The 24055-nt window shown below is 70.6% G+C and carries 19 protein-coding genes; 11 read left to right on the top strand and 8 right to left on the bottom strand.

The window, feature by feature from the left end:
- Window positions 1-99: 99 nt before the first annotated feature.
- The 4 genes from J7E91_RS10810 to J7E91_RS10825 are packed head-to-tail and all read left to right on the top strand — an operon-like array spanning window position 100 to window position 4619.
- On the top strand, window positions 100-705 hold the full coding sequence (locus tag J7E91_RS10810) for a GNAT family N-acetyltransferase (RefSeq protein ID WP_214901294.1): 606 nt from the start codon (window positions 100-102) through the stop codon (window positions 703-705).
- Window positions 702-2114: an argininosuccinate lyase gene (gene argH / locus J7E91_RS10815; RefSeq protein ID WP_214901296.1), complete on the top strand. Its 1413-nt coding sequence runs from the start codon at window positions 702-704 to the stop codon at window positions 2112-2114. The genes J7E91_RS10810 and argH overlap by 4 nt, the downstream gene beginning before the upstream one ends.
- Window positions 2115-2153: 39 nt before the next feature.
- Window positions 2154-3353 carry an argininosuccinate synthase gene (locus J7E91_RS10820; RefSeq protein WP_214901298.1) on the top strand — a complete coding sequence of 400 codons (1200 nt, stop codon included), beginning with the start codon at window positions 2154-2156 and terminating at the stop codon, window positions 3351-3353.
- A gap of 3 nt (window positions 3354-3356) precedes the next feature.
- On the top strand, window positions 3357-4619 hold the full coding sequence (locus J7E91_RS10825; RefSeq protein ID WP_214901300.1) for an MFS transporter: 1263 nt from the start codon (window positions 3357-3359) through the stop codon (window positions 4617-4619).
- An 86-nt stretch (window positions 4620-4705) separates the two neighbouring features.
- Here J7E91_RS10825 and J7E91_RS10830 read toward each other — a convergent pair whose 3' ends face one another.
- From J7E91_RS10830 to argJ, 4 genes are all read right to left on the bottom strand, one after another.
- Entirely contained in the window at window positions 4706-5530 is an 825-nt protein-coding gene (locus J7E91_RS10830; RefSeq protein WP_214901301.1) for a TauD/TfdA family dioxygenase, read from the bottom strand.
- A 49-nt stretch (window positions 5531-5579) separates the two neighbouring features.
- Entirely contained in the window at window positions 5580-7070 is a 1491-nt protein-coding gene (locus tag J7E91_RS10835; RefSeq protein WP_214901303.1) for a class I adenylate-forming enzyme family protein, read from the bottom strand.
- Entirely contained in the window at window positions 7067-8497 is a 1431-nt protein-coding gene (locus tag J7E91_RS10840) for an asparagine synthase-related protein (protein ID WP_214901310.1), read from the bottom strand. The genes J7E91_RS10835 and J7E91_RS10840 overlap by 4 nt, the downstream gene beginning before the upstream one ends.
- A gap of 540 nt (window positions 8498-9037) precedes the next feature.
- On the bottom strand, window positions 9038-10195 hold the full coding sequence (gene argJ, locus J7E91_RS10845; protein WP_214901312.1) for a bifunctional glutamate N-acetyltransferase/amino-acid acetyltransferase ArgJ: 1158 nt from the start codon (window positions 10193-10195) through the stop codon (window positions 9038-9040).
- Window positions 10196-10454: 259 nt separating this feature from the next.
- On the opposite strand from argJ, the gene J7E91_RS10850 reads away from it, so the two are divergent.
- Window positions 10455-11210 carry an enoyl-CoA hydratase/isomerase family protein gene (locus tag J7E91_RS10850; RefSeq protein ID WP_251015490.1) on the top strand — a complete coding sequence of 252 codons (756 nt, stop codon included), beginning with the start codon at window positions 10455-10457 and terminating at the stop codon, window positions 11208-11210.
- Between the two features lie 211 nt (window positions 11211-11421).
- Here the strand turns inward: J7E91_RS10850 and J7E91_RS10855 are convergent, their stop codons facing one another.
- The 3 genes from J7E91_RS10855 to J7E91_RS10865 form a co-directional block, all read right to left on the bottom strand.
- Window positions 11422-12315, bottom strand: a complete 894-nt coding sequence (locus tag J7E91_RS10855) for a cellulose-binding protein (protein ID WP_214901316.1) — start codon at window positions 12313-12315, stop codon at window positions 11422-11424.
- A 318-nt stretch (window positions 12316-12633) separates the two neighbouring features.
- Window positions 12634-15606, bottom strand: coding sequence for an SUKH-4 family immunity protein (locus tag J7E91_RS10860; protein WP_214901318.1), 2973 nt, complete (start codon window positions 15604-15606; stop codon window positions 12634-12636).
- A 7-nt stretch (window positions 15607-15613) separates the two neighbouring features.
- Window positions 15614-16597 carry an HNH endonuclease gene (locus J7E91_RS10865; protein ID WP_214901320.1) on the bottom strand — a complete coding sequence of 328 codons (984 nt, stop codon included), beginning with the start codon at window positions 16595-16597 and terminating at the stop codon, window positions 15614-15616.
- Window positions 16598-16841: 244 nt separating this feature from the next.
- Here J7E91_RS10865 and J7E91_RS10870 point away from each other — a divergent pair, with 244 nt between their 5' ends.
- Both J7E91_RS10870 and J7E91_RS10875 read left to right on the top strand, forming a co-directional pair.
- The gene (locus J7E91_RS10870; RefSeq protein ID WP_374224666.1) at window positions 16842-17456 is read left to right on the top strand and encodes a YwqJ-related putative deaminase; all 615 of its coding nucleotides are present in this window, start codon (window positions 16842-16844) and stop codon (window positions 17454-17456) included.
- A gap of 10 nt (window positions 17457-17466) precedes the next feature.
- Window positions 17467-18015 carry an SUKH-3 domain-containing protein gene (locus J7E91_RS10875; RefSeq protein ID WP_214901324.1) on the top strand — a complete coding sequence of 183 codons (549 nt, stop codon included), beginning with the start codon at window positions 17467-17469 and terminating at the stop codon, window positions 18013-18015.
- A 124-nt stretch (window positions 18016-18139) separates the two neighbouring features.
- Here the strand turns inward: J7E91_RS10875 and J7E91_RS10880 are convergent, their stop codons facing one another.
- A complete protein-coding gene (locus tag J7E91_RS10880; protein ID WP_214901326.1) occupies window positions 18140-19489 on the bottom strand; it encodes a sensor histidine kinase in 1350 nt (449 codons plus the stop codon).
- A 155-nt stretch (window positions 19490-19644) separates the two neighbouring features.
- On the opposite strand from J7E91_RS10880, the gene J7E91_RS10885 reads away from it, so the two are divergent.
- The 4 genes from J7E91_RS10885 (at window position 19645) to J7E91_RS10900 (ending at window position 24023) form a co-directional block, all read left to right on the top strand.
- Window positions 19645-20508 carry a hypothetical protein gene (locus J7E91_RS10885; protein WP_214901328.1) on the top strand — a complete coding sequence of 288 codons (864 nt, stop codon included), beginning with the start codon at window positions 19645-19647 and terminating at the stop codon, window positions 20506-20508.
- Window positions 20509-20711: 203 nt separating this feature from the next.
- On the top strand, window positions 20712-22163 hold the full coding sequence (gene glmU / locus J7E91_RS10890; protein ID WP_214901330.1) for a bifunctional UDP-N-acetylglucosamine diphosphorylase/glucosamine-1-phosphate N-acetyltransferase GlmU: 1452 nt from the start codon (window positions 20712-20714) through the stop codon (window positions 22161-22163).
- Between the two features lie 109 nt (window positions 22164-22272).
- The gene (locus J7E91_RS10895) at window positions 22273-23250 is read left to right on the top strand and encodes a ribose-phosphate diphosphokinase (RefSeq protein WP_214901332.1); all 978 of its coding nucleotides are present in this window, start codon (window positions 22273-22275) and stop codon (window positions 23248-23250) included.
- A gap of 188 nt (window positions 23251-23438) precedes the next feature.
- Window positions 23439-24023, top strand: coding sequence for a 50S ribosomal protein L25/general stress protein Ctc (locus J7E91_RS10900; RefSeq protein WP_214901334.1), 585 nt, complete (start codon window positions 23439-23441; stop codon window positions 24021-24023).
- The last annotated feature ends 32 nt before the right edge of the window (window positions 24024-24055 follow it).

A 24055-nucleotide genomic window follows, 5' to 3' on the forward strand; every position in this document is an offset into this window, starting at 1 on the left:
GACGCATTCCGGCCAGCCGCCTTGCTGGACGCCCCCGATGAGCGGCGAAAGGATGATGACTCGATGCCATTGCCCAACGCCCGAGAGGGAGTCAACTCCGTGCCCGCGTACAGCGATTCGGTCAGCATCGGTGCCGCCGGTCCGGTCCCCGTGGAATGCGTACTCCAAAGGCGTCCGCTGACCCGTGCGGAAGCAGACGAGGTCGTCGCCCAGATCCGGCGCTCGCCGAAGATCACCGGCTACAGCCGGTCCGAGTGGCGGGGCCGTCGGGACACCTTCGCACTGGTCCGCCGGGACGGGGGCGAACTCGTCGGCGCCCTGCTCGTCCACCACCTGGTGGGCGGGTGGGCCGAGATAGCGGTGGTGTTCGTGCTGGAGGAACACCGTGGCAGAGGGTACGGCCGACAGCTCCTGGCGGGCGCGCTGGACATGATGGCGGACACCGGGAAGCGACTGCTCCTCTTCTACTCGGAGGGCAGCCCGATGGGCGCTCTGGCCCGGGACCACGGCTTCGACATCCATGCCGACGAAGACGCGTTCGTCCGGGGGATGCCGGGGCGCCGCATCTTCCTCAAATACATCTACACATTCCAGTGGCTGTGCAGCTTCTACCGCATTCGCGAAATGAGACGCAAACGCCGGGAACTGGATTGCACTTTCGACTTCAAGGTCGCCTTCCTCCACACCGAAGGAATCAAGAAATGAGCGGCAAACCCCCACAGGAATCCGGAATCTGGGACGGCTGGCTCACCGGTGGGCATTCCCTCCTTGAAGAGATGAATGCCTCGGTCCGCTTCGACCGGAGGCTCGCGACACAGGACATCGAGGGATCCAAGGCGCACGCCGCCATGCTCGGTGAACAATCGATCATCTCCGCCGCGGATGCCGCGTCCATCATCTCCGGACTGGAACAGGTACAGGCCGAAATCGAGGCGGGCACCTTCGTTTTCGATCCGGCTCTCGAAGACGTACACATGAATATCGAGTCCCGGCTGCGCGAGCTGATCGGCCCCGCGGCCGGGCACCTGCACACCGGCCGGTCCCGCAACGACCAGGTCGCGGTCGACACCCGGCTGTGGGTACGTGACGCGATCGACCGGCTGGACGCCCTGCTCGCCGGGGTGATCGGCATCCTGGCGGACCGGGCAGCGGCCCACCACGCCGACGTCATGCCCGGCTTCACTCACCTCCAGTGCGCGCAGCCGGTCACCATCGGCCACCATCTGCTGGCGTACGGCGAGATGTTCCTCCGGGACCGCGACCGGTTGCGCGACGCCCGCCGCAGGCTGGACGAGTCCCCGTTGGGCGCCGCCGCCCTGGCGGGTACGGGTTACCCCATCGACCCCGCCGGCACCGCACGGCGGCTGGGCTTCGAGCGGACGGCACGCAACTCGCTGGACGCCGTCTCCGACCGTGACTTCGTCCTCGACTACCTGTCCGCCGGAGCGACCCTTGCCGTGCACATCTCACGGCTCGGTGAGGAACTCGTCCTGTGGAGCACCCCGCAGTTCGGTTTCATCAAGCTCCCCGAGGACCTCTGTGCCGGCTCGTCGATCATGCCGCAGAAGCGCAACCCCGACCTGCCCGAGCTGATGCGGGCCAAGTCCGGGAGGATCTTCGGCAATCTCATGGCCCTGCTCACCGTGATGAAGGGCCTGCCGCTCGCGTACAGCCGGGACATGCAGGAGGACAAGGAAGCCCTCTTCGACTCCGCGGACCACCTCGAACTGTGCGTACGCGCCACCGCGGCCATGCTTCAGGGCATCACCTTCGTCCCGGCCAAGACCAGGCACGACGCCGAGCTGGGCAACACCGTGGCCACTGATCTCGCCGACTGGCTGGTCACCGAGAAGGGACTTCCCTTCCGCGAGTCCCACAGCGTCGTCGGCGGCCTGGTCGCCTGGCTCCAGGCGCGGGACAAGGAACTCAAGGACGCCTCACCGCAGGAGCTCGTCTCCTTCGACACCCGCCTCGCGGGGCTGCCCGCCGAGGTGCTGACCGTCGACCACGCGGTGGACCGCCGCCGCTCCCCCGGCGGCACCGCACCCGCTCTCGTGCGGAAGGCGGCCGCGGAACTGCGCCGGCGCAACGCCGAGCCGGTGCCCTCTCCCTGACCCCTTCCCCCCTTTCCCTCAGCACACAGAGGAGTTCTCATGGCTTCCACCGACCGTGTGGTACTCGCCTACTCGGGTGGTGTGGACACCACTGCCTGCATTCCCTACCTGCGCCACGAGATGGGCTGTTCGTACATCGTCGCCATGGCCGCGGACCTCGGCCAGGGCGACGAGTTGGAGGCCCTGCGTGAAAAGGCGCTGCTGGCGGGCGCGGACGAGTCGATCGTCGTGGACGCCAAGGACCGTTTCGTACGCGACTACGGGTTCCGCTCGGTCAAGGCGAACGCGCTCTACGACGGCCAGTACCCGCTGTCCTCCGCACTGGGCCGCCCCCTCATCGGTGACCTGCTGGTGGAGACGGCACACGCGTACGACTGCGGCGCGGTCGCCCACGGATGCACCGGCAAGGGCAACGACCAGGTGCGCCTCGACCTGACCGTGGCACTCCTGGACTCCTCCCTGCGGATCCTCGCCCCGGCGCGCGACTGGAAGTTCAGCCGCGCCGACACGATCGCCTACTCCGAGAAGCACGGGATCGCGCCCCATGTCACCAAGGAGAAGCCCTGGGCGATCGACCTCAACGTCCTGGGCCGCAACGTCGAGGCCGGGCTGATCGAGGACCTCACCTGGGAACCGACGGAGGAGGTGTGGAGCCTGACGCGACCGGTCGAGGAGACGCCCGACACCCCCGAGTACGTGACGATCGGGTTCGCCGAGGGAGTCCCCGTGACCCTGGACGGCGCTCCGCTGGCACCACGGGAGCTGATAGCCCGGCTCAACACGCTGGGCGGGCGCCACGGGATCGGCCGGATCGACATGCTGGAGAACCGGGTCGTCGGTGTCAAGTCCCGTGAGCTGTACGAGGCCCCGGGCATGCTGCTGCTCATCCAGGCGCACCGGGAGCTGGAGGACCTGGTCCTGCCGGCGGACGTCCTCGCCCACAAGAAGCCCCTGGAGACCGCGTACGCCAAGGTCGTGTACGACGGTCTGTGGCACGGCCCGCTCCGCGCGGCCCTCGACGCCTTCATAGACTCCACCCAGCAGTACGTCAGCGGGGAGATCACCCTCCGCCTCTTCAAGAGCCGGGCCACGATCGCCTCCCGCGTCGCGGCGCGGGCGATGTACCAGCACGAGCTGGTGACGTACGGCTCGGACTGCACCTTCAACCAGGCCAGCGCCGAGGGCTTCATCGACATCTTCGGGCTGCCCGGCCGGGTGTGGAACCAGGTGAACGGCTGACTCATGAGTGACAACCCCCCGGGGCGGCGCCCCGCCACCACCCCTCGCCCCGGCGCCACGGGGGCCGCCGGGGCCGTCGGTCCTGTCGTCATCATCGGCGTGTTCGGTGTGACGCTCGGCATCACGTACCCCCTGTTCGCCCTCATGCTGGAGCGGCAGGGGGTCTCCGGCACCGTCGTGGGCCTCAACGGCGCGATGACGCCTCTCGGCATGGTCCTGACCGCCGCGCTGATCCCGGCGGCGGTCCGCAGATGGGGACCGTGGACGGTCATGGTGGGCGCGTCGGTGGGCACGTCGGCGATCCTGTCCGTACTGGCCCTCACCGACAGCCTGGGGCTGTGGTTCGTCCTGCGCTTCGCGCTGGGCGCCTGCGCGGTCGCCATGTTCATCCTCAGCGAGACCTGGATCAGCGCGATCGCCTCCGACGCCAATCGGGCGAGGCTGTTCACGGCGTACACCTCCGTGCTCGCCCTCGGCTTCTGCATCGGACCGGCCGTGCTGACCGTGTCCGGCAACGCTCCGGGCCCCGCGCTCACCGTCGCGGTCGCCAGCCCTCTGCTGGCGCTGTGGCCTCTGTGCACCGGCCGCCGCAGGGTACCGGGCATGGCGGCGAGCGGAGCGGTACCCGTCGGGGCGCTCGCCCGGCAGTTGTCCGTGCTGCTCGTCGCGGTGCTGACCGTGTCGGTCTTCGACGCCGTCACGCTCCAGTTCCTGCCCCTGTACGGCGAGGCGGCGGGACTCACCTCCGGCCAGGCGGCGTTCGCCCTGACCGCGCTGCTCATCGGGCAGATCCTCTTCCAGTTCCCGCTGGGCTGGCTCGCCGACCGGCTGGGGGCGCGGACCGCGCTGCTGCTCTCACTCCTGGTCGGCGCGCTGGGCGCGCTCCTGCTGCCCTTCGCCGTCGACGGCGGCCCGGGGTGGCTTTACCCGACGGTGGCCCTGTGGGGAGGCATCGCCTTCGCCGGGTACCCCCTGGTGCTCACGCTCCTGGGGGAGGGACTGCGGGGTACCAGCCTGCTGCTGGCCAACACGGCTTTCGCGATCGTCTGGGGCGTGGGGGGAGTGCTCGGACCGCCGTACACCGGAGCGGCGACGGACTGGCTGGGCGCCGACGGCATGCCCTGGTCGCTGACCGCCCTGTGGCTGGTGGCCCTGGTGGTCACCGCCGGAGCGTTCGCGGCCGGCCGTGGAAAGGCCGTGGTGAGCGACGGCGGGCCCGGTCGTGACCCGGTGCCCACCGACGCCGTCGCCGGCCGTGATCAGTGACCCCGCTTCCGTCGGCCCCCTCACTCCCCTGTGGTGAGGGGGCCGACGTGCGGGCGTCCCGCCGGGGCGGCGACGCTCGGTGCCGGTCAGGCCACTTCGGCGACCTGACCGCGCCACAGGAGCCGGATTCCGTCCGGGCTGATCGGCGTGCGGCCGTGCATGGTGCGCTGGTTGTTGATGAGCAGCAGGTCACCGCTCTGCCAGCGGTGCTGGTAGGTGTAGCGGGGGCTTCTGAGGAAGCCGTCGAGCTCCGCCAGGAAGCTCCGTGACTCCTCCGCCGTCATCCCGGGCACTCTGACGCTCCAGGAGCGCGGCTCCGAGTCCGCCTGGTAACCGGTCGAGAGGTTCAGCGCCCGGTGACCGCCCCCGTAGTCCCGGAAGTTGGGAACCGCGTACCAGCCCGCCGGTGCGGTGGGGTAGAAGTCCGGTTCCTCGACGCGGTACTCGAAATCGCGCTCCTCGATGACCGACCGCAGGGACTCGGGCATCTCCTTCCAGGCCGCCATCTGGTCGACGACGTAGGTCTCACCGGAGCCCGGGGTGTCCTTGAAGTCGACCGCGTACAGGATGATCAGGTCTGTACGGGTGCCGACGAGCACCCCGTCGGTGTGCAGAGGCAGCGGTCCCCGCCCCGTGACGACCTTGTCCTTGTCGCGGGAAGCGTTGAGCATCAGCAGGTCCGCCCGGCCCTCGCCCAGCTTGTACTCCACCTTGTCGCCCACGGCCGCCACCAGCCGCAGGAACTCGTCCTGGTCCAGCGACCGCTCCCGGACCAGGACACACCCCGAGTTGACAGCGGCTTCCCGTACCTGCTTGCCGATGCCCTCGGGTGTCACCGTGGGCGGCAGGGACAGCAGCTCTCCCATGCCCGACTCCGTGAGCCGACGGGACTGTACGGACTGGCTGGTCATGCCATCTCCTTCGTTTTTCATCAGCGTTCTGCGAATCGAACCCGGCCGGTCAGCCGTACAGTTCGCGTACACGTGGCCGGTCCGGCTTCCCCACCGGCGTGTGCGGGATCTCGTCGGTGATGCGGACGGGCGCCGCGAGCCCGACGTCCTTCAGTACCGCCGTCAGGCTGTCGACCGCCTCGTTCGCCGGCACACCTGGCGACGGCGCCGCGACGATCAGCACGCCACCCGTCGCACCGGCCAGCACGACCACTTCGCGCACCGGGCAGCGGTCCGCCAGGGTTTCCTCCAGCGGGGGTGCGAACACCACCCCGTCACCGGCCGGGATCGCGTCACCGACCCGGCCGAGCAGGCGGTACTCCCCGTCCGGGCCCAGTTCGGCCACGTCCCCGGTGTGGTACCAGCCGTCCTGGAAGGAAGCCGCGGTGGCCTCGGGGTTCCCGTAGTAGCCCGAAGCCGTGGCCGTCGACCTGGCGATGAGCTCCCCGAGCCGGGGGGCGTCCGGCCGCAGGGGTGCCAGCCTGACCTCGACCCCCGGCAGCGGGCGCATGCCCCGCTCCTCCTGGTGCTCGTCGGCGAAGTTGCCCAGCACGATGCCGAACTCGGTGGAGCCGTAGATCCGCCGCATGCCCACTCCGAGGGTCTTCCTGACCCGCCGCACGGTCGAGCCGCCCAGGTAGGCGCCGCCGGACAGCGGCAGGCGCAGGTGGGGCAGTTGTACGCCACCCAGTGCCCCGGCCGCTTCGGCGAGTTGCTCATAGTGCCGGGGCAGCGCGCTGAACACCGTCACCGCGTGCTCGCGCAGCGCGGCCAGTACGTCGCTGGGGGCGGTGGGCGACACCAGGAGCAGTTCGGCGCCGGACAGCAGGGCCGGCCACATGTGGACGTCCGTCCCGTGTGCCACGTCCAGCGGGTGCATGCAGCCCAGCACGTCGCCGGGCGCGATACCAAGGAGCCGTATCCACTCGGTCCGGTCGCTCAGCAGGTCCGGTTGGTGCCAGGCGACCAACTTGGGCCTGCCGGTCGACCCGGACGTTTCCAGAAGCCGGAACGGAACGTCCCCGGCATCCGGCAGCACCGGCCGCACCTCGGTTGCTCCCTCGCCCCTCCGCCGTCGTATCCCGGACAACGCGACGGCCTGCGGGCCGTGCGGGGCGGCGGCGGGATCGCCCGAGGTGACGAGCAGTGCGGGGCGCGCCTGGTCGGTGAGCCACTGGGCACGGGCGGGCGGGGACGCCAGGCTGATCGGCAGGTGGATGGCGCCCAGCCGGCACAGGGCGAGCATCAGGGCGACGTAACCGGGGCTGTTCTCCAGTCGCGTGGCGACGACGGTGCCAGGCAGCACGCCGTGCCGCGCCAGGCCCTGGGACAACTCCTGGGCGTACTGGGACAGTTCCCCGTACGTGAGGGTCTCGCCGCTCGTCGTACGCACGGCCACTTGGTCATGACGTTCCGCGGCCACCTCGCGGAAGGCGTCGAACAGCACGGACTGCTCCTTGCTCGTAGCGCGGTTCACGTCGCGGTTCACGGGGCGGGTCACAGCGTCGCCTTGGCCGCGTGCGCGGCACGCTCGTAGATCTCCTCGGACTCCCAGTCGTCGAGGTGGCCGTCCGCTGCCCTCTCCAGGAGCAGGGCGAAGCAGTGGTGGTAGACGCGCCGACGGTCGTCGTGGCCGGTGTCGGCCGCCAGTCTGCGGGCGACACCGGCCTGCAGACCGCCTCCGTGGTGTACGGCGATCTTCTGCCGCCAGGCCACCTCGTAGGGCACGGACGCGTTGAAGGCGGTACGGAGGTGAAACTTCTCCCGGCCCTCACGTACCTTGCAGCCCGGTGCCGTCTCCAGCGCCACCTTCATGACAGGCCACTCCCAGAACGGATGGAACACCGGCCGCCCATGGGCGAGCGCCGACCGGCTGTTGAGCTCCTCCGTGAACCGGGTACGGTGCACGGCCTCTAGTACCTGGGCTGTCAGTTCCTTGTCGGAGTCGTACGGGGAGTACAGGCCGGCGTTGATCAGGTCGCTGCCGTACCCGGTCAACAGGGCCCGGTCCGGGGGCAGTACGCCGTCGCGGTGTACCGCTGTGGCGGTCAGGGCCACCTCCACGACCTCCGGCGCGATGCCGCCGAGCCAGCGCACCGTGTCAGGAATCGCCCTGACGAAGGCGTCTTCGGACAGCTCTGCCTCCACCAGCTCCACACCGGCCAGTCCGGCGAGCTGCCTCGCCCCCTCGAACTCGTTGCCCCAGGGGGATCCCACGCTGCACGCCACGACGGGAAGGCCGAGTTCGGCCGCCAGGAACGTCACGGCGCCGGAGTCGATACCGCCGGAGAGCAGCGTGGTGAACGCGGTGTGCGGCGAGGCGGCGGCGTAGTCACCGATGACCTGCCGCAGGGCGTGCAGCTGATCGTTGCCGGCCCGCATGGGGTTGTGCCGGGTGGGCCGCCGGTAGCGGTTGAGCGGATCGTCGCCGTGCACCGTCCTGGTCACCCACCCGCGGCTGGTGCGCCGGGTCTCCTGAACGGTGTTGTAGCTGACGCGGCGGACGTGCTCGATCAGGGTCTCGTCCTCGACGGGGGCGGCGGCCACGTGCCGCTGTACGACGGGCAGTCCGAGCGACGGAAGGATCAGCGGGGCGAGGAAGAGGTCGGTGAAGTAGGCGAACCGGCCGTTCAGCCGTCCCGAAGCGGTGTAGACGGGGTCCTCGTTGAAGGCCGACGTCGCGACAGCGACCACGTCCTCGTCCAGCCGGATGCTGGTGTGTGCCATCCGGGGCGCACTGTGGGGCAGGTGGTCCGACGCGGCGGCGCGCATGGTGCGTACGTCCACGTCGAAAGACGGCAGCACGGATGTCGGCAGTTCGAGACCCTGGTGGTAGAGGTGGAACCGGTCCACGTCGAGCCGGGTGGAGATGCCCTCCAGCTCGGGAATCTTGCAGTTCGCCACTACGACCCATGTACTGGCTGCCATGAAGGAACCTTTCCGCTCGGTTCGTGCAGGGGGGCGCACGCTGCTGTGGGCGGACCGCCGGCGCGGGATGGAGCGCCGGTACGTTCCGCCGCCCGGCGTGGTACCACGGTTCCCAGGACCCGTCCGGTGAGGAAGCGATCCGCATGCTGAAAGCGGCGTCGCCGGCACTGCCCGGCGTTCCCGCAGCGTGGCACCGGGCGCGTCGCCCGGGCTGCTGGGCGTGGCCGCTTCGGCATGCGTGCACGCAGCAACTCTCGTCCGGTACGGCTGAGCCATCAAGGGCGTGACCCTGTCCACTTGGTGCCGTGGCCTGAGGTTGACAGCCCCGCCCCCTGCTCGCGTGACCGCCTGCTCGCGCGACCGCCGCCGGGTGAGGTCACCGCGCGGCGGATTCGACGTATACGGTCGTGCCCTTCCTCGCCGACTCGCCGGCGGCCGTCCACGGACAACGCCGGCCGGCCTGCCGGCAGTTCAGCCGTCAGGCCGGCCGGCGCGTCAGGTCAGCCGGCAGTCGGCCGGCGCGTCAAGCCGGCCGCCGCGTCAGGTCGTGTAGTCGGCGTTGATCCGCACGTACCCGTCGGTGAGGTCGCAGCCATACACGGTGAAGGCGCCGTCGGCGATCCCCAGGTCCACCTGGATGGCCACCTCGCTCCCCCGGAGGTACGCGGAGGTCTTCGCCAACAGGGCGTCATCCGGCTCCTGCGGGTACATCGGGAGGTCACCGAACCGGATACTCAGGCGCTCGGGGTCGATGTCCGTCTCGTCGTGCAGCTTTCCGACCGCCATCGCCACCCGGCCCCAGTTGGGGTCGGCCCCGTGCACGGCGGTCTTGACCAGCGGGGAGTTGACCACGCTCTTGCCGACCCGCTTGGCCTGGGCGTCGTCCCGGGCGCCGGTGACGTGCACCTCGATGAGCTTGGACGCCCCCTCGCCGTCCGAGGCGATGTCCCGCACGAGGCTGAGTGCGCAGCGGTACAGAGCTTCCTCGAAGGCGTCCGGGTCGACGGCCCCCGCCAGGCCGTTGGCGAAGATGGCGGCGGTGTCGCTCGTCGAGGTGTCCGTGTCGATGCTGAGCGCGTTGAACGTCCTGTCCATGACCCGCCGGAACACGGCGTCGAGCTGGTCGGCGGGCACGTCGGCGTCGGTGAAGAAGAACGTCAGCAGGGTGGCCATATTGGGCTCGATCATGCCCACGCCCTTGGCGATCCCGGTGATCACAGCCTCGCCGCACGGCACGGAGCAGTGCTTGGCCCGGGTGTCCGTCGTCATGATCGCGCCGGCCGCCCGGCGGAAGTCCGCGTCCGGGAAGGGCCAGCGCAGCGCATCCAGCCCCGTCCGGATGCTGTCCATCGGGTAGCGGCGGCCGATCACGCCGGTCGAGGCGATGAGCAGCTCCTCGGGGGCGATTCCGATGATCTCCGCGACTCGCCCCCGGACCTCGGCGGCATGCTCGGCCCCGGCCCGGCCCGTCGCGACGTTCGCGTTGCGCGACAGGACGACCATGCCCCGGCCCCGCCGGGCAGCCGCGGCCTCCCGGCTGAGCACAACGCTGGGCCCGGCGAAGCGTGACTGCGTGAACACCGCCGCCGACCTCGCCGGAACCTCCGAGACGACGACCGCGAAGTCGTCGCCGATGTCCTTGAGTCCCATGTTCTTCGTGATGCTGCGAAAGCCCCGGGGGACCGCGGCGTCGTCCATGGCCGACCTCCATGCGTGGCCGCCGAGGCGGCCGTACGAGTGCAATGCGCCCGACCATAACGCATGAAAATTCCAGGCACCGTACGGTTCCACCACTGCGGCGGCCAGGCCGAAACAGGCCATCGGACGCCAACTTCCCATGCTGGTCCGCATGGTGGACGCCCATTGCGTTTCGCCGCCCACCCGATTGAGCATGCTGACTGCCGCATACCTATCCTCCGAAAGGGGAGGCCGCATGCCTACGAGCAATCCTGAGACGATGAGCATGAGATGCGAGATACTCCCCGGAGCGGTGGCTCTCGTCGAGTTCTCCGAAGCACACGAACAGAACCCGTTCAGCAGAGCCCGCATGCGGGAACTCACGCGTCTGCTCCGCTCGCTGGACGCGGACGACTCGGTGGCGTGCGTGGTCCTCACCGGCGGCCCGGGACGCTCCTTCGGTGCCGGCGGCGACTTCAACGAGGTGTCCGAGTTCACCGGCGGAGACGAGGTGGACGGCTGGATCGACGACATCACCGACCTGTACACGACCATCGCCGGCATATCGAAGCCCGTCGTGGCGGCAATCGACGGTTACGCGATCGGTGTCGGCCTCCAGATCGCGCTCTGCTGCGACTTCCGTATCGGCAGTCGCGAAGCCAAACTCGTGATGCCGGAGTTCCGCGTGGGCATCGCCTGCAACTTCGGCGGTTACATGCTGGAGACCGTGGTGGGCCGCAGCGTCATGCAGGACATGCTGTACACGTGCGCCGAGTGGCCCGCCGATCGCGCCCTGGCCGACCGGCTCCTCCACGAGGTCACGGAACCCGCTGCCCTGCTGGACCGCGCGGTCGCCCACGCGCGGCGGATCGCCGACTACACCGCCGCAGCCGTTCGCTCCACCCGCCCCCGCGTCAACGGCCCCTACATCGAGGGCCTGGTGCGTGTACGAGAGGAGGGCAAGCGCTCGCACCGCACGGCCTTCTCGGCCGGCGAAGCGCAGCAGCGTATGCGCCGCATCATCGGCAAGGACTGATGCCCGACGGCTGACGCGGTGGTCCGACCGCCCGCCGGCCGGGCCCTCTTGCCACACCCTCCACGGTCAAACGCGGGCACAGACCCACCCGAGCGCAGACCAACGCGGGTACGGACCAGCGGGCGCGGCCCGAGGCGCGCGAGCCCGCGAGAGCGCGCCGGCCGACGCCCGGAACGGCGCCGACGCCGCGTGCCGCGTGCCGCCTGCCGGGTCAGCCCTCTGCCGGGGCGCGGCCCGTCAGGGTGGCCAGGCTGGTGCGGACGTGGGTCATGTGGGCCTGCATCTCCTCGCGCGCGTCGTCGTGCTCGCGCAGAACGCGCTCCGTCTCGCGTACGACGCGCTCCTCGCGCACTCGCGCCTGGGAGAGGATCTCGGCGGCCTGCGCCTGCGCGTTCTCCTGTTCGTGACGGGCCGCCTCCTCCGCCTCCGTCAGGGCCCGCTTCGCGTCAGCGAGGCCGGCCTCCGCCAGGGCGGTCAGCTCGGCGTGGCGGGCGTCCAACTCCGCCGCCCGACCGGCGAATTCACGCTCGGCGCCTTCCCAGCGCTCCGCGTGCTCCTTCTCCTGCTCGGCGAGCAGGGCGGCGGTACGCTGCCGCATCTCCTTCAGCGCCGCGACGGCCTCGCCCCGCCACTCCTTCACGTCGCGGCGTGCCCCGGTCCTGATCTCGTCGGCGGTGCCCTGGGCTCCGAGGACGATCTGCCGGGCGCGGGCCTCGGCGTCCGCCAGTACCGTCTCCGCGTGCTCGCGGGCCGCGTCGCGGGTGGCGGCGGCCGCCGCCGCGGCCTCGTCGCGCAGCGCCTGGGCCTCGTCGCGTGCCGCGGCCGCCAGTTCCGCCGCCTCTTCCTCGACCACCGCGAGCAGGTGCTGGGCGCGCTCGCCGAGGGCCTCGTACGTCTGGGGAGGGAGGCCGGCGGCCTGTTCGCGCATCCGCGCCGCCTCCGCCTCCATCTCCCTGGTCAGGACGGTGAGGCGCGCGGCGCGCTCCCATGCGGCGTCGCGGTCCTGGGAGAGCCCGGCGGCGTACCGCTCCACCTGGTCCGGACGGTAGCCGCGGCCCCGTCCGGCGACGAAGCCGTGAGGTGACGGTGAAACCGATGCACTCATCCTTGAACCCCTCTTCGACGCACGACACAATCCGTCGTCATCTTGGCGGATCACACTCAAGCGCCCAAAACCCGACACTCCGCCTGATCACTCCGGTCAAGGGTGCGTTATTTGCCGTCAGAAGTCCGAATCGGTACGTCGTCGGGCAGCGCGCCGAAGAACTTTTCGGCCGCCGACTCGCCCCACACGACCGCTTGGGCCGGCGTCGCCGACTCGCCCGACGGCGCACCATAAGAGCACGACCGGGGCGCCCGACCCGCCGTGCAGGTCGAGCGCCCCGAATTTCACGATCCGTCAGCCCTCAGTCCCTCAGTCCGCTCAGAGCAGTCCGTCCCACATCTGCTCCAGCAGCACCGACCACCAGCTCTCCGGCGACGCCAGCGCCGCCGGGTCCAGCGCGGCCAGTTGCGCCTGGAAGTCGACGGTCCAGCGTCCGGCCTGCTCGGGCGTGAGGCCGAAGCGCAGTCGCCACATGTGACCGAGCAGCGCCAGCGAACGGGTGAACTCCGGCAACCCGGTGTTCACGAACTGCGGCGGCACCGGCTGCCCGCCGGGACCCGCCTCCACCGGTACGGCCACGATGTTCGCCGTGCCGTACTGCACGCAGACCGCCCGGCCGAAGTCGCTGCCCATGACGAGGTACGAGCCCGCGTCCGAGGCCGACTGCACCCCGCGCTGCGCCGCGAGCTCCGCGAGCGTCGGCACCGGCTGGCCCGGCACCGCCTGCGCCCAGAAGAACGGCCCGAAATCGACGGGCAGGCCCGCCCACACAAGTGTGCGCGCCACGATCTCCGGTACGCCCTGACGCGACACCGCCGCCTGGTCGAAGCGGAAGATGCCCTGCGGCCCGAAGGCCCCCAGCAGTTCGTGCGCGATGCCCTCGGGCGGAATCGGCGGCGCCTGCATCAGCTGACCCGGTGGCGGCAGCGGCACGCGCACCGGCGCGGGGCGCGCCGGACCGTCCGCGACCTGGTGCAACTCGCCCTGATGGGTGAGGAGATGCCGCATGCCCTGCTGGCGGCTCGCGTGATCCTTCCCGTACGGCGCCACGCTCGTGATCCGCACCTGCGGCCAGGTCTCACGGATCATGCGGGCGCAGTAACCGCCGGGCAGCTCGCACGACTCCAGCTCCGTGTGCAGCTCCAGCACCTGCTGCGGCGGCACGTTCATGGCGCGCAGCTCGTGCAGGATCTGCCACTCCGGGTGCGGGGTGCCGGGCGCGGAGCGGCGGATGAGCTGCTGCTCGCTGCCGTCCTGGGCGCGGTAGCGCAGTACGGCCTGGTAGCCGGGGCCGACCGTCGGCAGCCCGGTCGGCTGGGGCTGCGGATAGCCGTAGCCCTGGCGCTGCGGCTGCGGAGGCTGCGGCATGGGCATGGGCTGCGGCATCGGCACGGCGCCGGGCGGCATTCCCGGCGGACCGGGAGGCCCCGGAGGCTGCGGGGCGCCGGGCGGCGGACCGACCGGGCCGGGACCGGCCAGCATGGTCGCCGCGTGGTGCACATCGCCGCCGGGCGGACCGGGAGGCCGCGGCGGGCCGGGAGGCTGCGGCGGGCCGGGAGGCTGCGGCGGGCCGGGAGGCTGGGGAGCGCCGGGCATGCCACCGCCCTGGCTCGGGTCGGCCAGCATCGTCGCGGCATGATGAACGCCCCCACCAGGCGGCGGGGTCGAACCAGGCGGACCGGGCGGACCGGGCGGAGTCGGCCGACCAGGAGCACCCGGCGGCCCAGGAGGCTGCGGAACCCCCGGCATGCCACCACCCTGGCTCGGATCCGCGAACATCGTCGCCGCATGATGAACGCCCCCACCGGGCGGCGGGGTCGAACCAGGCGGCTGCGCCCCGTCGGGACCCAGCGCCGAAACGAACTGCGTCGGTACGTACCCACCCGCCGGGGCACCGGGCGTGCCCGGCCCCGAGGGAGGCGGCGGAACGGCACCGGGGCGCGCACCCGGCGTACCGGGGGCGCCGGGCGGCGGCGGGGGCGTCGAACCGCTCCCGCGCGCGGCGCCCGGCACCGCGGCCTTGCCGGTCGCGGCGTCGGCGATCTCCTCGGCGTCGGACCGGGGCCCACCGGGGCGTACGGGCGTCGCGGGCGGCTGCGGAGCCGCACCGGGCACCGCGGGGGCCACCGTGGTCGAGGGCAAGCCACTGCCGCCGGACATCAGCGCCGTCCTGGCCTCCGGCGGCACGCCGGGCGGCGGGGCGTCGTCCTCGTCGGACCCGCTGAGCGGCGGCGCGAAAACCGTCGCCGGCAGCGGAACGGACGCGTCGTCGGAGCCGGTGGCCGAGTTGGTGTCGGTCCCGGCCCAGGGGGTCGCCCCGGCGGGCGCCGCGGGGACCCCGTCGGAGGCGGTGGGCTCATGGTCACCCTGGCCCGCGGCGGGCCAGGAAGTACCGCTGGACCCGCGTTCGGCCTGCGAAGCGTTCTCACTTCCGGCGCCGCCCCAACTCCCGGTACCGGCGGCCGAACTGGCGTCACCCGACACCCCGCGGACACCGGCCCCGCCCAAACTCCCGTCGGCGGACACCGATCGGGCGTCACCGGGTACCGCCTGGCCACCGGCACCGCCCCAACCGGCACCGGAGGACGAGCCGCCCCCACCCCCCGTACCGGCCAAGTCCCCACCCGCCGAAGGCGAACCTGCCGACGCCTGCACCCCACGGGCACCACCCGCCGTGGCGGAAGCCGCCCCCGCACTCACGGCATCGGCCCAGTCACCGCGCGACGACGCCGAACCGGCCCCGTCTCGCGGCCCGTTATCGTCCACACCGGCAGAACCGGCGGAACCGGCGAGAGGCCAGTCGCCATCCACCGAAGACGCACTCGCACCGGCCCCACCCGCAGCCCCCGGCCCCGGCCCCGGCCCAATAGGAGGCGCGTCCGCCCCCGCGTCCGCCCCGCGACGATCCGGAATGCCCATCTTGTCCGCCGCGTCCTGGAGCCACTCCGGTGGCGTCAACAGGAACGACGTCTGCTCCAGATCCACCCGCTGCGCCGGAGCCGGCCCCGCGTCCGCTGCCGGTGACGTGTCCGGCGCCCCGTACTCCTCCTCGTACCGGCGGATCACCTCACCCACCGGCAGACCGGGCCACAGCGTGGCCTCGCCGCTGTCCCGCGCTATGACGAGGCGCTGCCTGCCGCCGCCCGAGGCGGGACCACCCGCACGGTCCTCCGCCCACACCACGAATCCGAGTTCGAACTCGCGCACCCGCACCTCACGGTGCGACGGCACGGGCACGTCCCCGTTGACCCACTCTTCCGCGCGCTCCTGCGCCTGCGCGAAGGTCACCATCGGACCGTCACCCCTCGTCCGAAACCGGGACGGCGCGCGCGAAGCCGCCGTCGACCATCAGGTTCGCCACGGTCTCCAGCTCCGGCGGATTGCCCGCCAGACGCTGCAGAAAGGCGTCGAAGTCGTCGCCGCAGGGCAGCAGCAGCCGCTCCACGCGCTCGTGCACCGTCCAGCCGTCGCGGTCCCGCGCGTCGTCGTACGCGACGAACCACACCGACCCGGCGCCCTCCCCCCTGACCTTCACGGCCAGCAGGCCGCCCTGCACGAAGGCCACGCCCAGGTAGTCCTTGGTCATGTGGTCGCGCAGGCACTTGTTGACGTACACCAGATCGTTCACCGCGGCCTCGTCCCGCACCGTGAAGAACGGCTGGTCGACCAGCAGCCCCAGCTCCGCGTCCAGCGCCGCGCCCACCGGCGCGCAGCCGCCCGCCGCCTTCAGGAAGGACCGGTAGGCGCCCGGAAGCCGGTAACCGAGGTCTTCCTCCACGCCCAGGATCTGCTGCTCAGTGACCGATACGGAACCCTTCGGCAGCCCGAAATGGGCCGGCCGCGTCTCCTGCAACGGGCGCGTGCCCCGCTTCTCCTGGTCGACGGCAGCCGTCGCGAGCCCGCCGTGGTGGCGCAACAGCGCTTTCACCTCTACGGGTACGAGTTCCATGCGCCGGGTGTTCGGCACGTGGTGCCAGGTCCAGCCGTGCGGGGTGGCGACCGCCGGAATGGTGTCCCACAGGTCGTGCCCGTCGGCAGCCAGCGCCGCGTTCGCGGACACGTAGTCGGTGAGCCGCAGTTCGTCGACACCGAAGCCCTCCGGGGGCTCGGCGATCTCCGCGGCGGCACGCGCGTACGGCGTGAAAACCGGAAAGCCGTTGTCGTCCACACGCACACCCTGGGGGTGGCGGGCGGCCCGGACCGGGTCCGGGAAATGCACGAGCTGCCCGGCGTAGGCCGCGTTCGGTGGCGCGGCTTGCTGCCCGAGCCGACCTGTCGTCATGGCGGATGCCCCCTGCTGCGTCTGGCTGATTCGCACAGCCTATGCGTTGGGGCAACAGGCGGTCCCGCCCCTCGCCTTGCGTAACGAACCGTCACACCCAGGTCACCGCCCGGCGACACACGTACAAGATTCACTGACCCAGCTTCCGTACCACTGGACACATTTGGCAGGCTGTCCAGCAACGCGGGGGCGTGCACACCAGCGGCTACCGTCGCGGGCACGGGAGGGGAGCACCACCATGCACATCGCACAGACAGCCGCTACGACGACACCGACGGGCACGGCCACGACCACGACAGCGACAACGACGGCGGCGACAGCGACGGCCACAGGCGCCGACGCGGGCACGGGAACGGGCACAGGAACGGCCGGAGACCCGCGCCTCAGCTGGAGCAGCACCGAACCCACCCGCGTGCCCGCGATCAGCCACCGCCGCGATGGCATCCTCCCGACAGTCGCCGCCGCACTCTCCGTGCGCGGCACCGACACGCTGACGTGCACCGCGGGCAGAGGCGACCAGCCGCCCCAGCTGCACCCGCTCGTCCAGGACTTCCTCGACACCCTCAGCAGCGGCCAACGGGAACGCTTCACCGGACGCTGCCCGGAAGCGATCCTCCTCTCCCGCCACATCACCGCCACCGAGGGTTCACGCTCCAAGCGCGCCTCCCGCAAGCCCCTCACCGCAGGCGAAGCCCGCCGCTCCCTGAAGCACTCCAAGCTCACGGCGCGCCGCATCCGCGAGGACGGGGACCCGCTGCACGGCAGTTACGCGCCGCCGTGCCGCTCCTGTACGCCCATGCTCGCCCATTTCGGTGTACGTGCCGTAGACCCGACCGCGACCACTACCGAGAAGGGCTGACCCGCAGCCGATGCCGGCCCCCCACCACACCAACGCCAACACCAGCGCCCCCGCCCACCCCAACACCAGCACCACCCGCTTCCCGGTGGCCGTGGACGTCGCCCTGCGCGCAGCCGGCTGGCAGCCGGGGCGCTGGGACATACGGCAGGCGGAGCACTGGGCCGACACCCTGCGCGCGCACACCTCACCGGCGGGCCACCGGCACGCCGTCTTTCCGGCGGCGGTCGAGGCATGGGCCGAATTCGGCGGACTGCACATCACACCGTCCGGGCCCGGCCGGCAGATCGCTCCCACACCGGTACGTTTCGATCCCCTGAGCGGGCTGCACCACGCGCGTACGCTCGCCGACCTCGGCCGGGCACTCGGCACGGAGGTCTGCCCACTGGGCACGGAGCTCGGCGGCGAGGGGGACGAGGGCCAGGCGGTGCTCGCGATCGACGTGGAGGGCCGCGTCTACAGCCTGGACCACACGGGCGACTGGTACCTGGGCCCCGACCTCGACCAGGCCCTGGCCACCCTGATCACCGGCACCCAGCCAAGCCGCCTGACCCCGGCGTAAGCCGCACGGCGGGGCGGCGGCGGGGCGGCGGGGCGGCGCGACCCCGCGCCGGGAGGCGACACCCCGTAGCCCCGCCGTACCAGCGGCCCGCACGCGGCAGCCGCACGCCCCACCCTGAAGCGGACTACGACACCCCGCGCGGCCGGGCCGGGAGCACCGCCGAGACGCGGAAGCCGCCCGCGTCCGTCGGGCCGGACACGAAGACACCCCCCAGCGCCGTCACCCGCTCCCGCATCCCCACCAGACCGTTCCCCCCGCTCGGCAGCCCCGCGTCCGCCGTTCCGGCGTCCGACGGCCCGTTCTCCACCTGCATCGCGATCTCCGAGCCGCGGTGCGCCAGCCGCACCCACGTCTTCGCACCGGCCGCGTGCTTGTGCACGTTCGTCAGGGCCTCCTGCACCACGCGGTACGCCGCCTGCTCCACCAGCGGCCCGCAGGCGACCGGGTCACCCTCCACCGAGAGCTCCACGACCATCCCCGCCTGCCGCGACTGCCCCACCAGCGCCTCAAGATCAGCCAGGCACGGCCCGTCCTCCGCCTCGGCCGCCGCAGCAGCCGCAGCCGCAACACCGACCGCCGCCAGCGGCACAGCAGACGCCACCGGCCCCTGCCGCTCCCTCTCCCTCGCGTTCCCCGCATCCCCCGCACGCAGCACGCCGAGCATCTCCCGCAGCTCCGTCAGCGCCTGCCGCCCCATGTCCCCGACCAGCGCCGCGTTCTTCACCGCCTTGGCGGGATCCTTCAGCGCCACCGCCTGGATCGCCGCCGCGTGCACCACCATCAGGCTCACCCGGTGCGCGACCACGTCGTGCATGTCACGTGCGATCCGCGTCCGCTCCTCCGTACGCGCCCACTCGGCCCGCTCCTCCGCCCGGTCCGCCAGCAGCGACAGCTCCCGCTCCAGCGAATCGGCCCGCTCCCGCAAGCTCTCCATCAACCGCCGACGCGCCCCTATATAGAGCCCGTACAACACCGGCGGCCCGGTCAGCCCGAGCGACATGAAGAGCGACACCAGCGGCACGTACCAGGGACCGGGCCGGAAGTCCCCGTCCGCCGCGTTCGCCACGTCCTGGTGGGTCCGTACGAACGTCACGATCAGCGTCCCGGCAAAGGACATCCCCGCCAGCACCACGGTGATCCGGCGCGGCACCTCCGACGCGGCCAGCGTGTACAGCGACACGATGCCCATCAGGAAGGCCATCTCGGCCGGTGTCACGGCGATCGACACCAGCACCACGGCGATCGGCCACCGCCGCCGCACCACCAGCGCGGACCCCACGACCAGCCCGAACACCACCCCCAGCGGGACCGGCAGCCCCGCATCCCCCGCGAACCCCACCCCTTCCAACGCACATTCGAGCGCCGAAACCAGCGCCAGCCCCACATCCAGAACGACACCGCGCCGCCTGTCCCACCACCAGTAGCGCCGGGCGGTCATGCCCGTGGCGTCCTGGTCTGCCCCCGTTACGGTCATGCCATCCACCCTACGGGCGGCCGCCACCCGATATCCGGCGACCGGACGAGCACGGAACGCGGCGAGCGTCACGCGAAACGGGTGTTGTCCGCACGAAGGACTGAATCGACCAGACTTTCGAGCCGGACGTCCGCATTCCGGACAAGGCTGCTTACATGACCGAGACGCACAGCAAGTACGCCGACCTCGAGAGCCTCCGCGAACAAGCGATCAGCCTTCGGAGAGAAGGGCTCAGCCTCCGGCAGATCAGGGACCGCCTGAAGATCTTCAACAACGACATCCTCAGCCGCCTCGTCCAGGGTGAACCCGCTCCGGCATGGACCAAGCGTCCGAACGCCAAGGACGACCTTCGCGAGAAGGCGCGCGAGCTGCGCCTCCAGGGACTCACGTACGACCAGATCCAACTAGAACTGGGCTGCCCGAAGAGCTCGATCTCGCTGTGGGTCCGCGACCTGCCGAAGCCGGAGCCGCGATACACGGACGAGGAGCGCCGCGCACTCATGAACGCGGGTCTCGCACACCTGCGCGCGACGCAGGACCTGGAACGGCAGGAGATCAAGCGCGTCGCCCGCGAGTCGGTTGGCCCGCTGTCGGACAGGGAACTGTTTCTCACCGGAGTCGCGCTGTACTGGGCCGAAGGCTCCAAAGACAAGTCGTATCGCCGCAGCGAGGTGTTGCAGTTCATCAACAGCGACCCCAACGTGATCAAGTTGTACCTGCGCTGGCTCGAGCTGCTGGAGGTGCCGCGCGAGCGCATGCATTTCCGGGTCAGCATTCACGAGTCGGCCAATGCCGCAGAGGCCGAGGAGTTCTGGGCCGACTTGGCGCGGGTCGACGCGTCCACGTTCCAGAAGGCCACGCTGAAGAAGCACAACCCGAGTACCGTCCGAAAGAACACGGCCGACGCGTACAGGGGCTGCCTCGTCATCTACGTAACCAAGAGCGCCGACCTCTACCGTCGCATGGAAGGGGCTTGGTACGGCATAGTGTGTAGTGCCGATCCGGTAACCCCGGCCTAGTGTCCGGTTTAGCCAGATCGTTCCCCTATGGTGTAATCAGGCAGCACTACGGTTTTTGGTACCGTCTGTTCAGGTTCAAATCCTGATAGGGGAGCTCACTTGTACGGGTCCTGACCACACCGGTCAGGACCCGCCCGCGTTTCGGGCATGACACCCCCCGGTATCCTGCGGGTGTCCACCACCCGAAGCCGAAGGGCATCCCCGTGAGCGCCAACCGCCCGGCCGCCGCCGTCGTCGTCCTCGCAGCGGGTGAGGGCACCCGCATGAAGTCGGCCACTCCGAAGGTTCTGCACGAGATCAGCGGGCGCTCGCTCGTCGGGCATGTCGTCGCAGCCTCCCGAGAGCTGGACCCCGAGCACCTCGTCGTAGTCGTCGGCCACGCCCGTGAGAAGGTCGCCGCGCACCTCGGCGAGATCGACGCCGGCATCCGTACCGCCGTGCAGGAGCAGCAGAAGGGTACCGGCCACGCCGTCCGCATGGGCCTGGAGCAGCTCGGCGGCGGGGTCGACGGCACTGTGGTCGTCGTCTGCGGGGACACCCCGCTGCTGACCGGCGACACCCTGACCCGTCTCGCGCGGACGCACGCCGCCGACAGCAACGCGTGCACCGTGCTGACTGCCGAGGTTCCCGATGCGACGGGGTACGGGCGGATCGTGCGGGACCGGGACAGCGGTGCGGTCACCGCGATCGTCGAGCACAAGGACGCCACCGACGCTCAGCGTGCGATCCGTGAGATCAACTCCGGGGTGTTCGCGTTCGACGGGCGGCTGCTCGCCGACGCGCTGGGCAAGGTGCGTACGGACAACAGTCAGGGTGAGGAATACCTCACCGATGTGCTCGGCATCCTGCGTGAGGCCGGTCACCGGGTGGGTGCCGCGGTGGCGGCCGACCACCGGGAGATCCTGGGCATCAACAACCGTGTTCAGCTGGCCGAGGCGCGCAGGCTGCTCAATGTCCGGCTGCTTGAGCGCGCGATGCTCGGCGGTGTGACGGTCGTCGACCCCGCGTCGACGTTCATCGACGTGACGGTGACGTTCGATCAGGACGCGGTCGTGCATCCGGGTACGCAGTTGCTCGGTACGACGCACCTCGGTGAGGGGTGTGAGGTGGGTCCCAACTCGCGGCTCGCGGACACGGTTGTCGGTGCGGGTGCCCGCGTGGACAACACGGTGGCGGAGCGCGTGGAGGTGGGTGAGGGCGCGACGGTCGGCCCGTACACCTACCTGCGGCCCGGCACGAAGCTCGGCCCGAAGGCGAAGGCCGGTGCGTACGTGGAGATGAAGAACGCCGTGGTCGGCGAGGGCACGAAGGTGCCGCATCTGTCGTACGTCGGCGACGCGACCATCGGCGAGTACACGAACATCGGCGCTGCGAGCGTCTTCGTGAACTACGACGGTGAGTCAAAGCACCACACGACGATCGGTTCGCACTGCCGGACGGGCTCGGACAACATGTTTGTGGCGCCTGTCACGGTCGGGGACGGGGCGTACACCGCCGCCGGCTCTGTCATCACCAAGGATGTGCCGCCCGGTTCCCTCGCCGTCGCCCGTGGGCAGCAAAGGAATATCGAGGGTTGGGTGGCTCGTAAGCGTCCGGGGAGTGCTGCCGCGCAGGCGGCCTCCGCGGTGTCCGAACAGGCCGACGGCGAAAGCTGACCGGAAACAGGTGCGTCGAACTCGGCGTACCGTGATACGTGCACACAAATTCGGCTGGTTCGCGCGAAAGTGGCTCGCGGCCAGAGGACACGTCTGAGGAGACAGTGCTGTGACCGGGATCAAGACGACCGGCGAGAAGAAGCTCATGCTCTTCTCCGGCCGCGCCCACCCCGAGCTGGCCGAGGAGGTCGCACATCAGCTGGGTGTCGGCCTCGTGCCGACGAAGGCTTTCGACTTCGCCAACGGTGAGATCTACGTCCGCTTCCAGGAGTCGGCGCGTGGTGCGGACTGCTTCCTGATCCAGAGCCACACGGCTCCGATCAATAAGTGGATCATGGAGCAGCTGATCATGATCGACGCTCTGAAGCGGGCTTCCGCGCGGAGCATCACCGTGATCATCCCGTCGTACGGCTATGCCCGTCAGGACAAGAAGCACCGTGGCCGTGAGCCGATCTCGGCCCGCCTGCTCGCCGACCTGCTCAAGTGCGCGGGCGCGGACCGTATTCTCACGGTCGATCTGCACACGGATCAGATCCAGGGCTTCTTCGACGGTCCGGTCGATCATCTGTCGGCGCTGCCGGTCCTCGCGGACTACGTGGGCGCGAAGGTGGACCGGAGCAAGCTGACGATCGTGTCCCCGGACGCCGGCCGGGTGCGGGTCGCGGACCGCTGGTGCGACCGGCTGGACGCGCCGCTGGCGATCGTTCACAAGCGCCGCGACAAGGACGTCGCCAACCAGGTGACCGTCCACGAGGTCGTCGGTGAGGTCAAGGGCCGGGTGTGTGTCCTGGTCGACGACATGATCGACACGGGTGGCACCATCTGCGCCGCCGCGGAGGCGCTGTTCGCCAACGGCGCGGAGGACGTCATCGTCACCGCGACGCACGGCATCCTCTCGGGTCCGGCGGCGGACCGGCTGAAGAACTCGAAGGTCAGCGAGTTCGTGCTGACGAACACGCTGCCGACGCCGGGCGAACTGGAGCTCGACAAGATCACGGTGCTGTCGATGGCGCCGACGATCGCGCGTGCGGTGCGTGAGGTCTTCGAGGACGGTTCGGTGACGAGCCTCTTCGAGGAGCAGTCGTAACGTCGTCGTCTGATCCGTAGATCGATTTCTGGTACGGCCTCCCCGCCGGGTAGACTCCCTGAGTTGCTCGGCGAGGGAGGCCGTACTCATGCAGTACGGCGCATCCGTTATCGACGCGCTCTTCGTAGCAGGCCGTTTCGTGGCCGGGTGACCCATCCGTTTTTTCGTCACCCGCGAGGAGTGCAGCCATGGCTGAGATCAAGATCGCCGCTGAAGTCCGTACCGAGTTCGGCAAGGGCGCTGCCCGTCAGACCCGCCGTGCCAACAAGGTTCCCGGCGTCATCTACGGCCACGGCGCCGACCCCGTACACGTCAGCCTGCCGGGTCACGAGCTCATGATGGCGCTCAAGACCAGCAACGCGCTGCTGAGCCTCGACGTGGACGGCAAGACGGAGCTCGTCATCCCCAAGGCCGTCCAGCGTGACGCCATCAAGCGCACCATCACCCACGTCGACCTGCTCGCGGTCAAGCTGGGCGAGAAGGTCACGGTCGAGGTCGCGGTCCACACCGAGGGCGAGCTGGCCCCGGGCGGCAACCTGCTGGAGAACGTGCTGAACACGCTGTCGGTCGAGACCGAGGCCACGCACATCCCCGAGTCCGTCACGGTCTCCATCGCGGGCCTCGAGGCCGGTGCCTCGATCCACGCCAAGGACGTTCCGCTGCCCGAGGGCACGACCCTGGTCACCGACCCGGACGCCATCGTCATCCAGGTTCTGACCCCGCAGGCCGAGGAGGCCCCGGCCGAGGGTGAGTCCGAGGGCTCCGAGGCCTGAGCCTCGCCGCTCGGCTCGCTGGTGGCCCGGAG

The organism is Streptomyces sp. ISL-99 (assembly GCF_018614005.1).
GTDB classification, from domain to species: domain Bacteria; phylum Actinomycetota; class Actinomycetes; order Streptomycetales; family Streptomycetaceae; genus Streptomyces; species Streptomyces flavidovirens.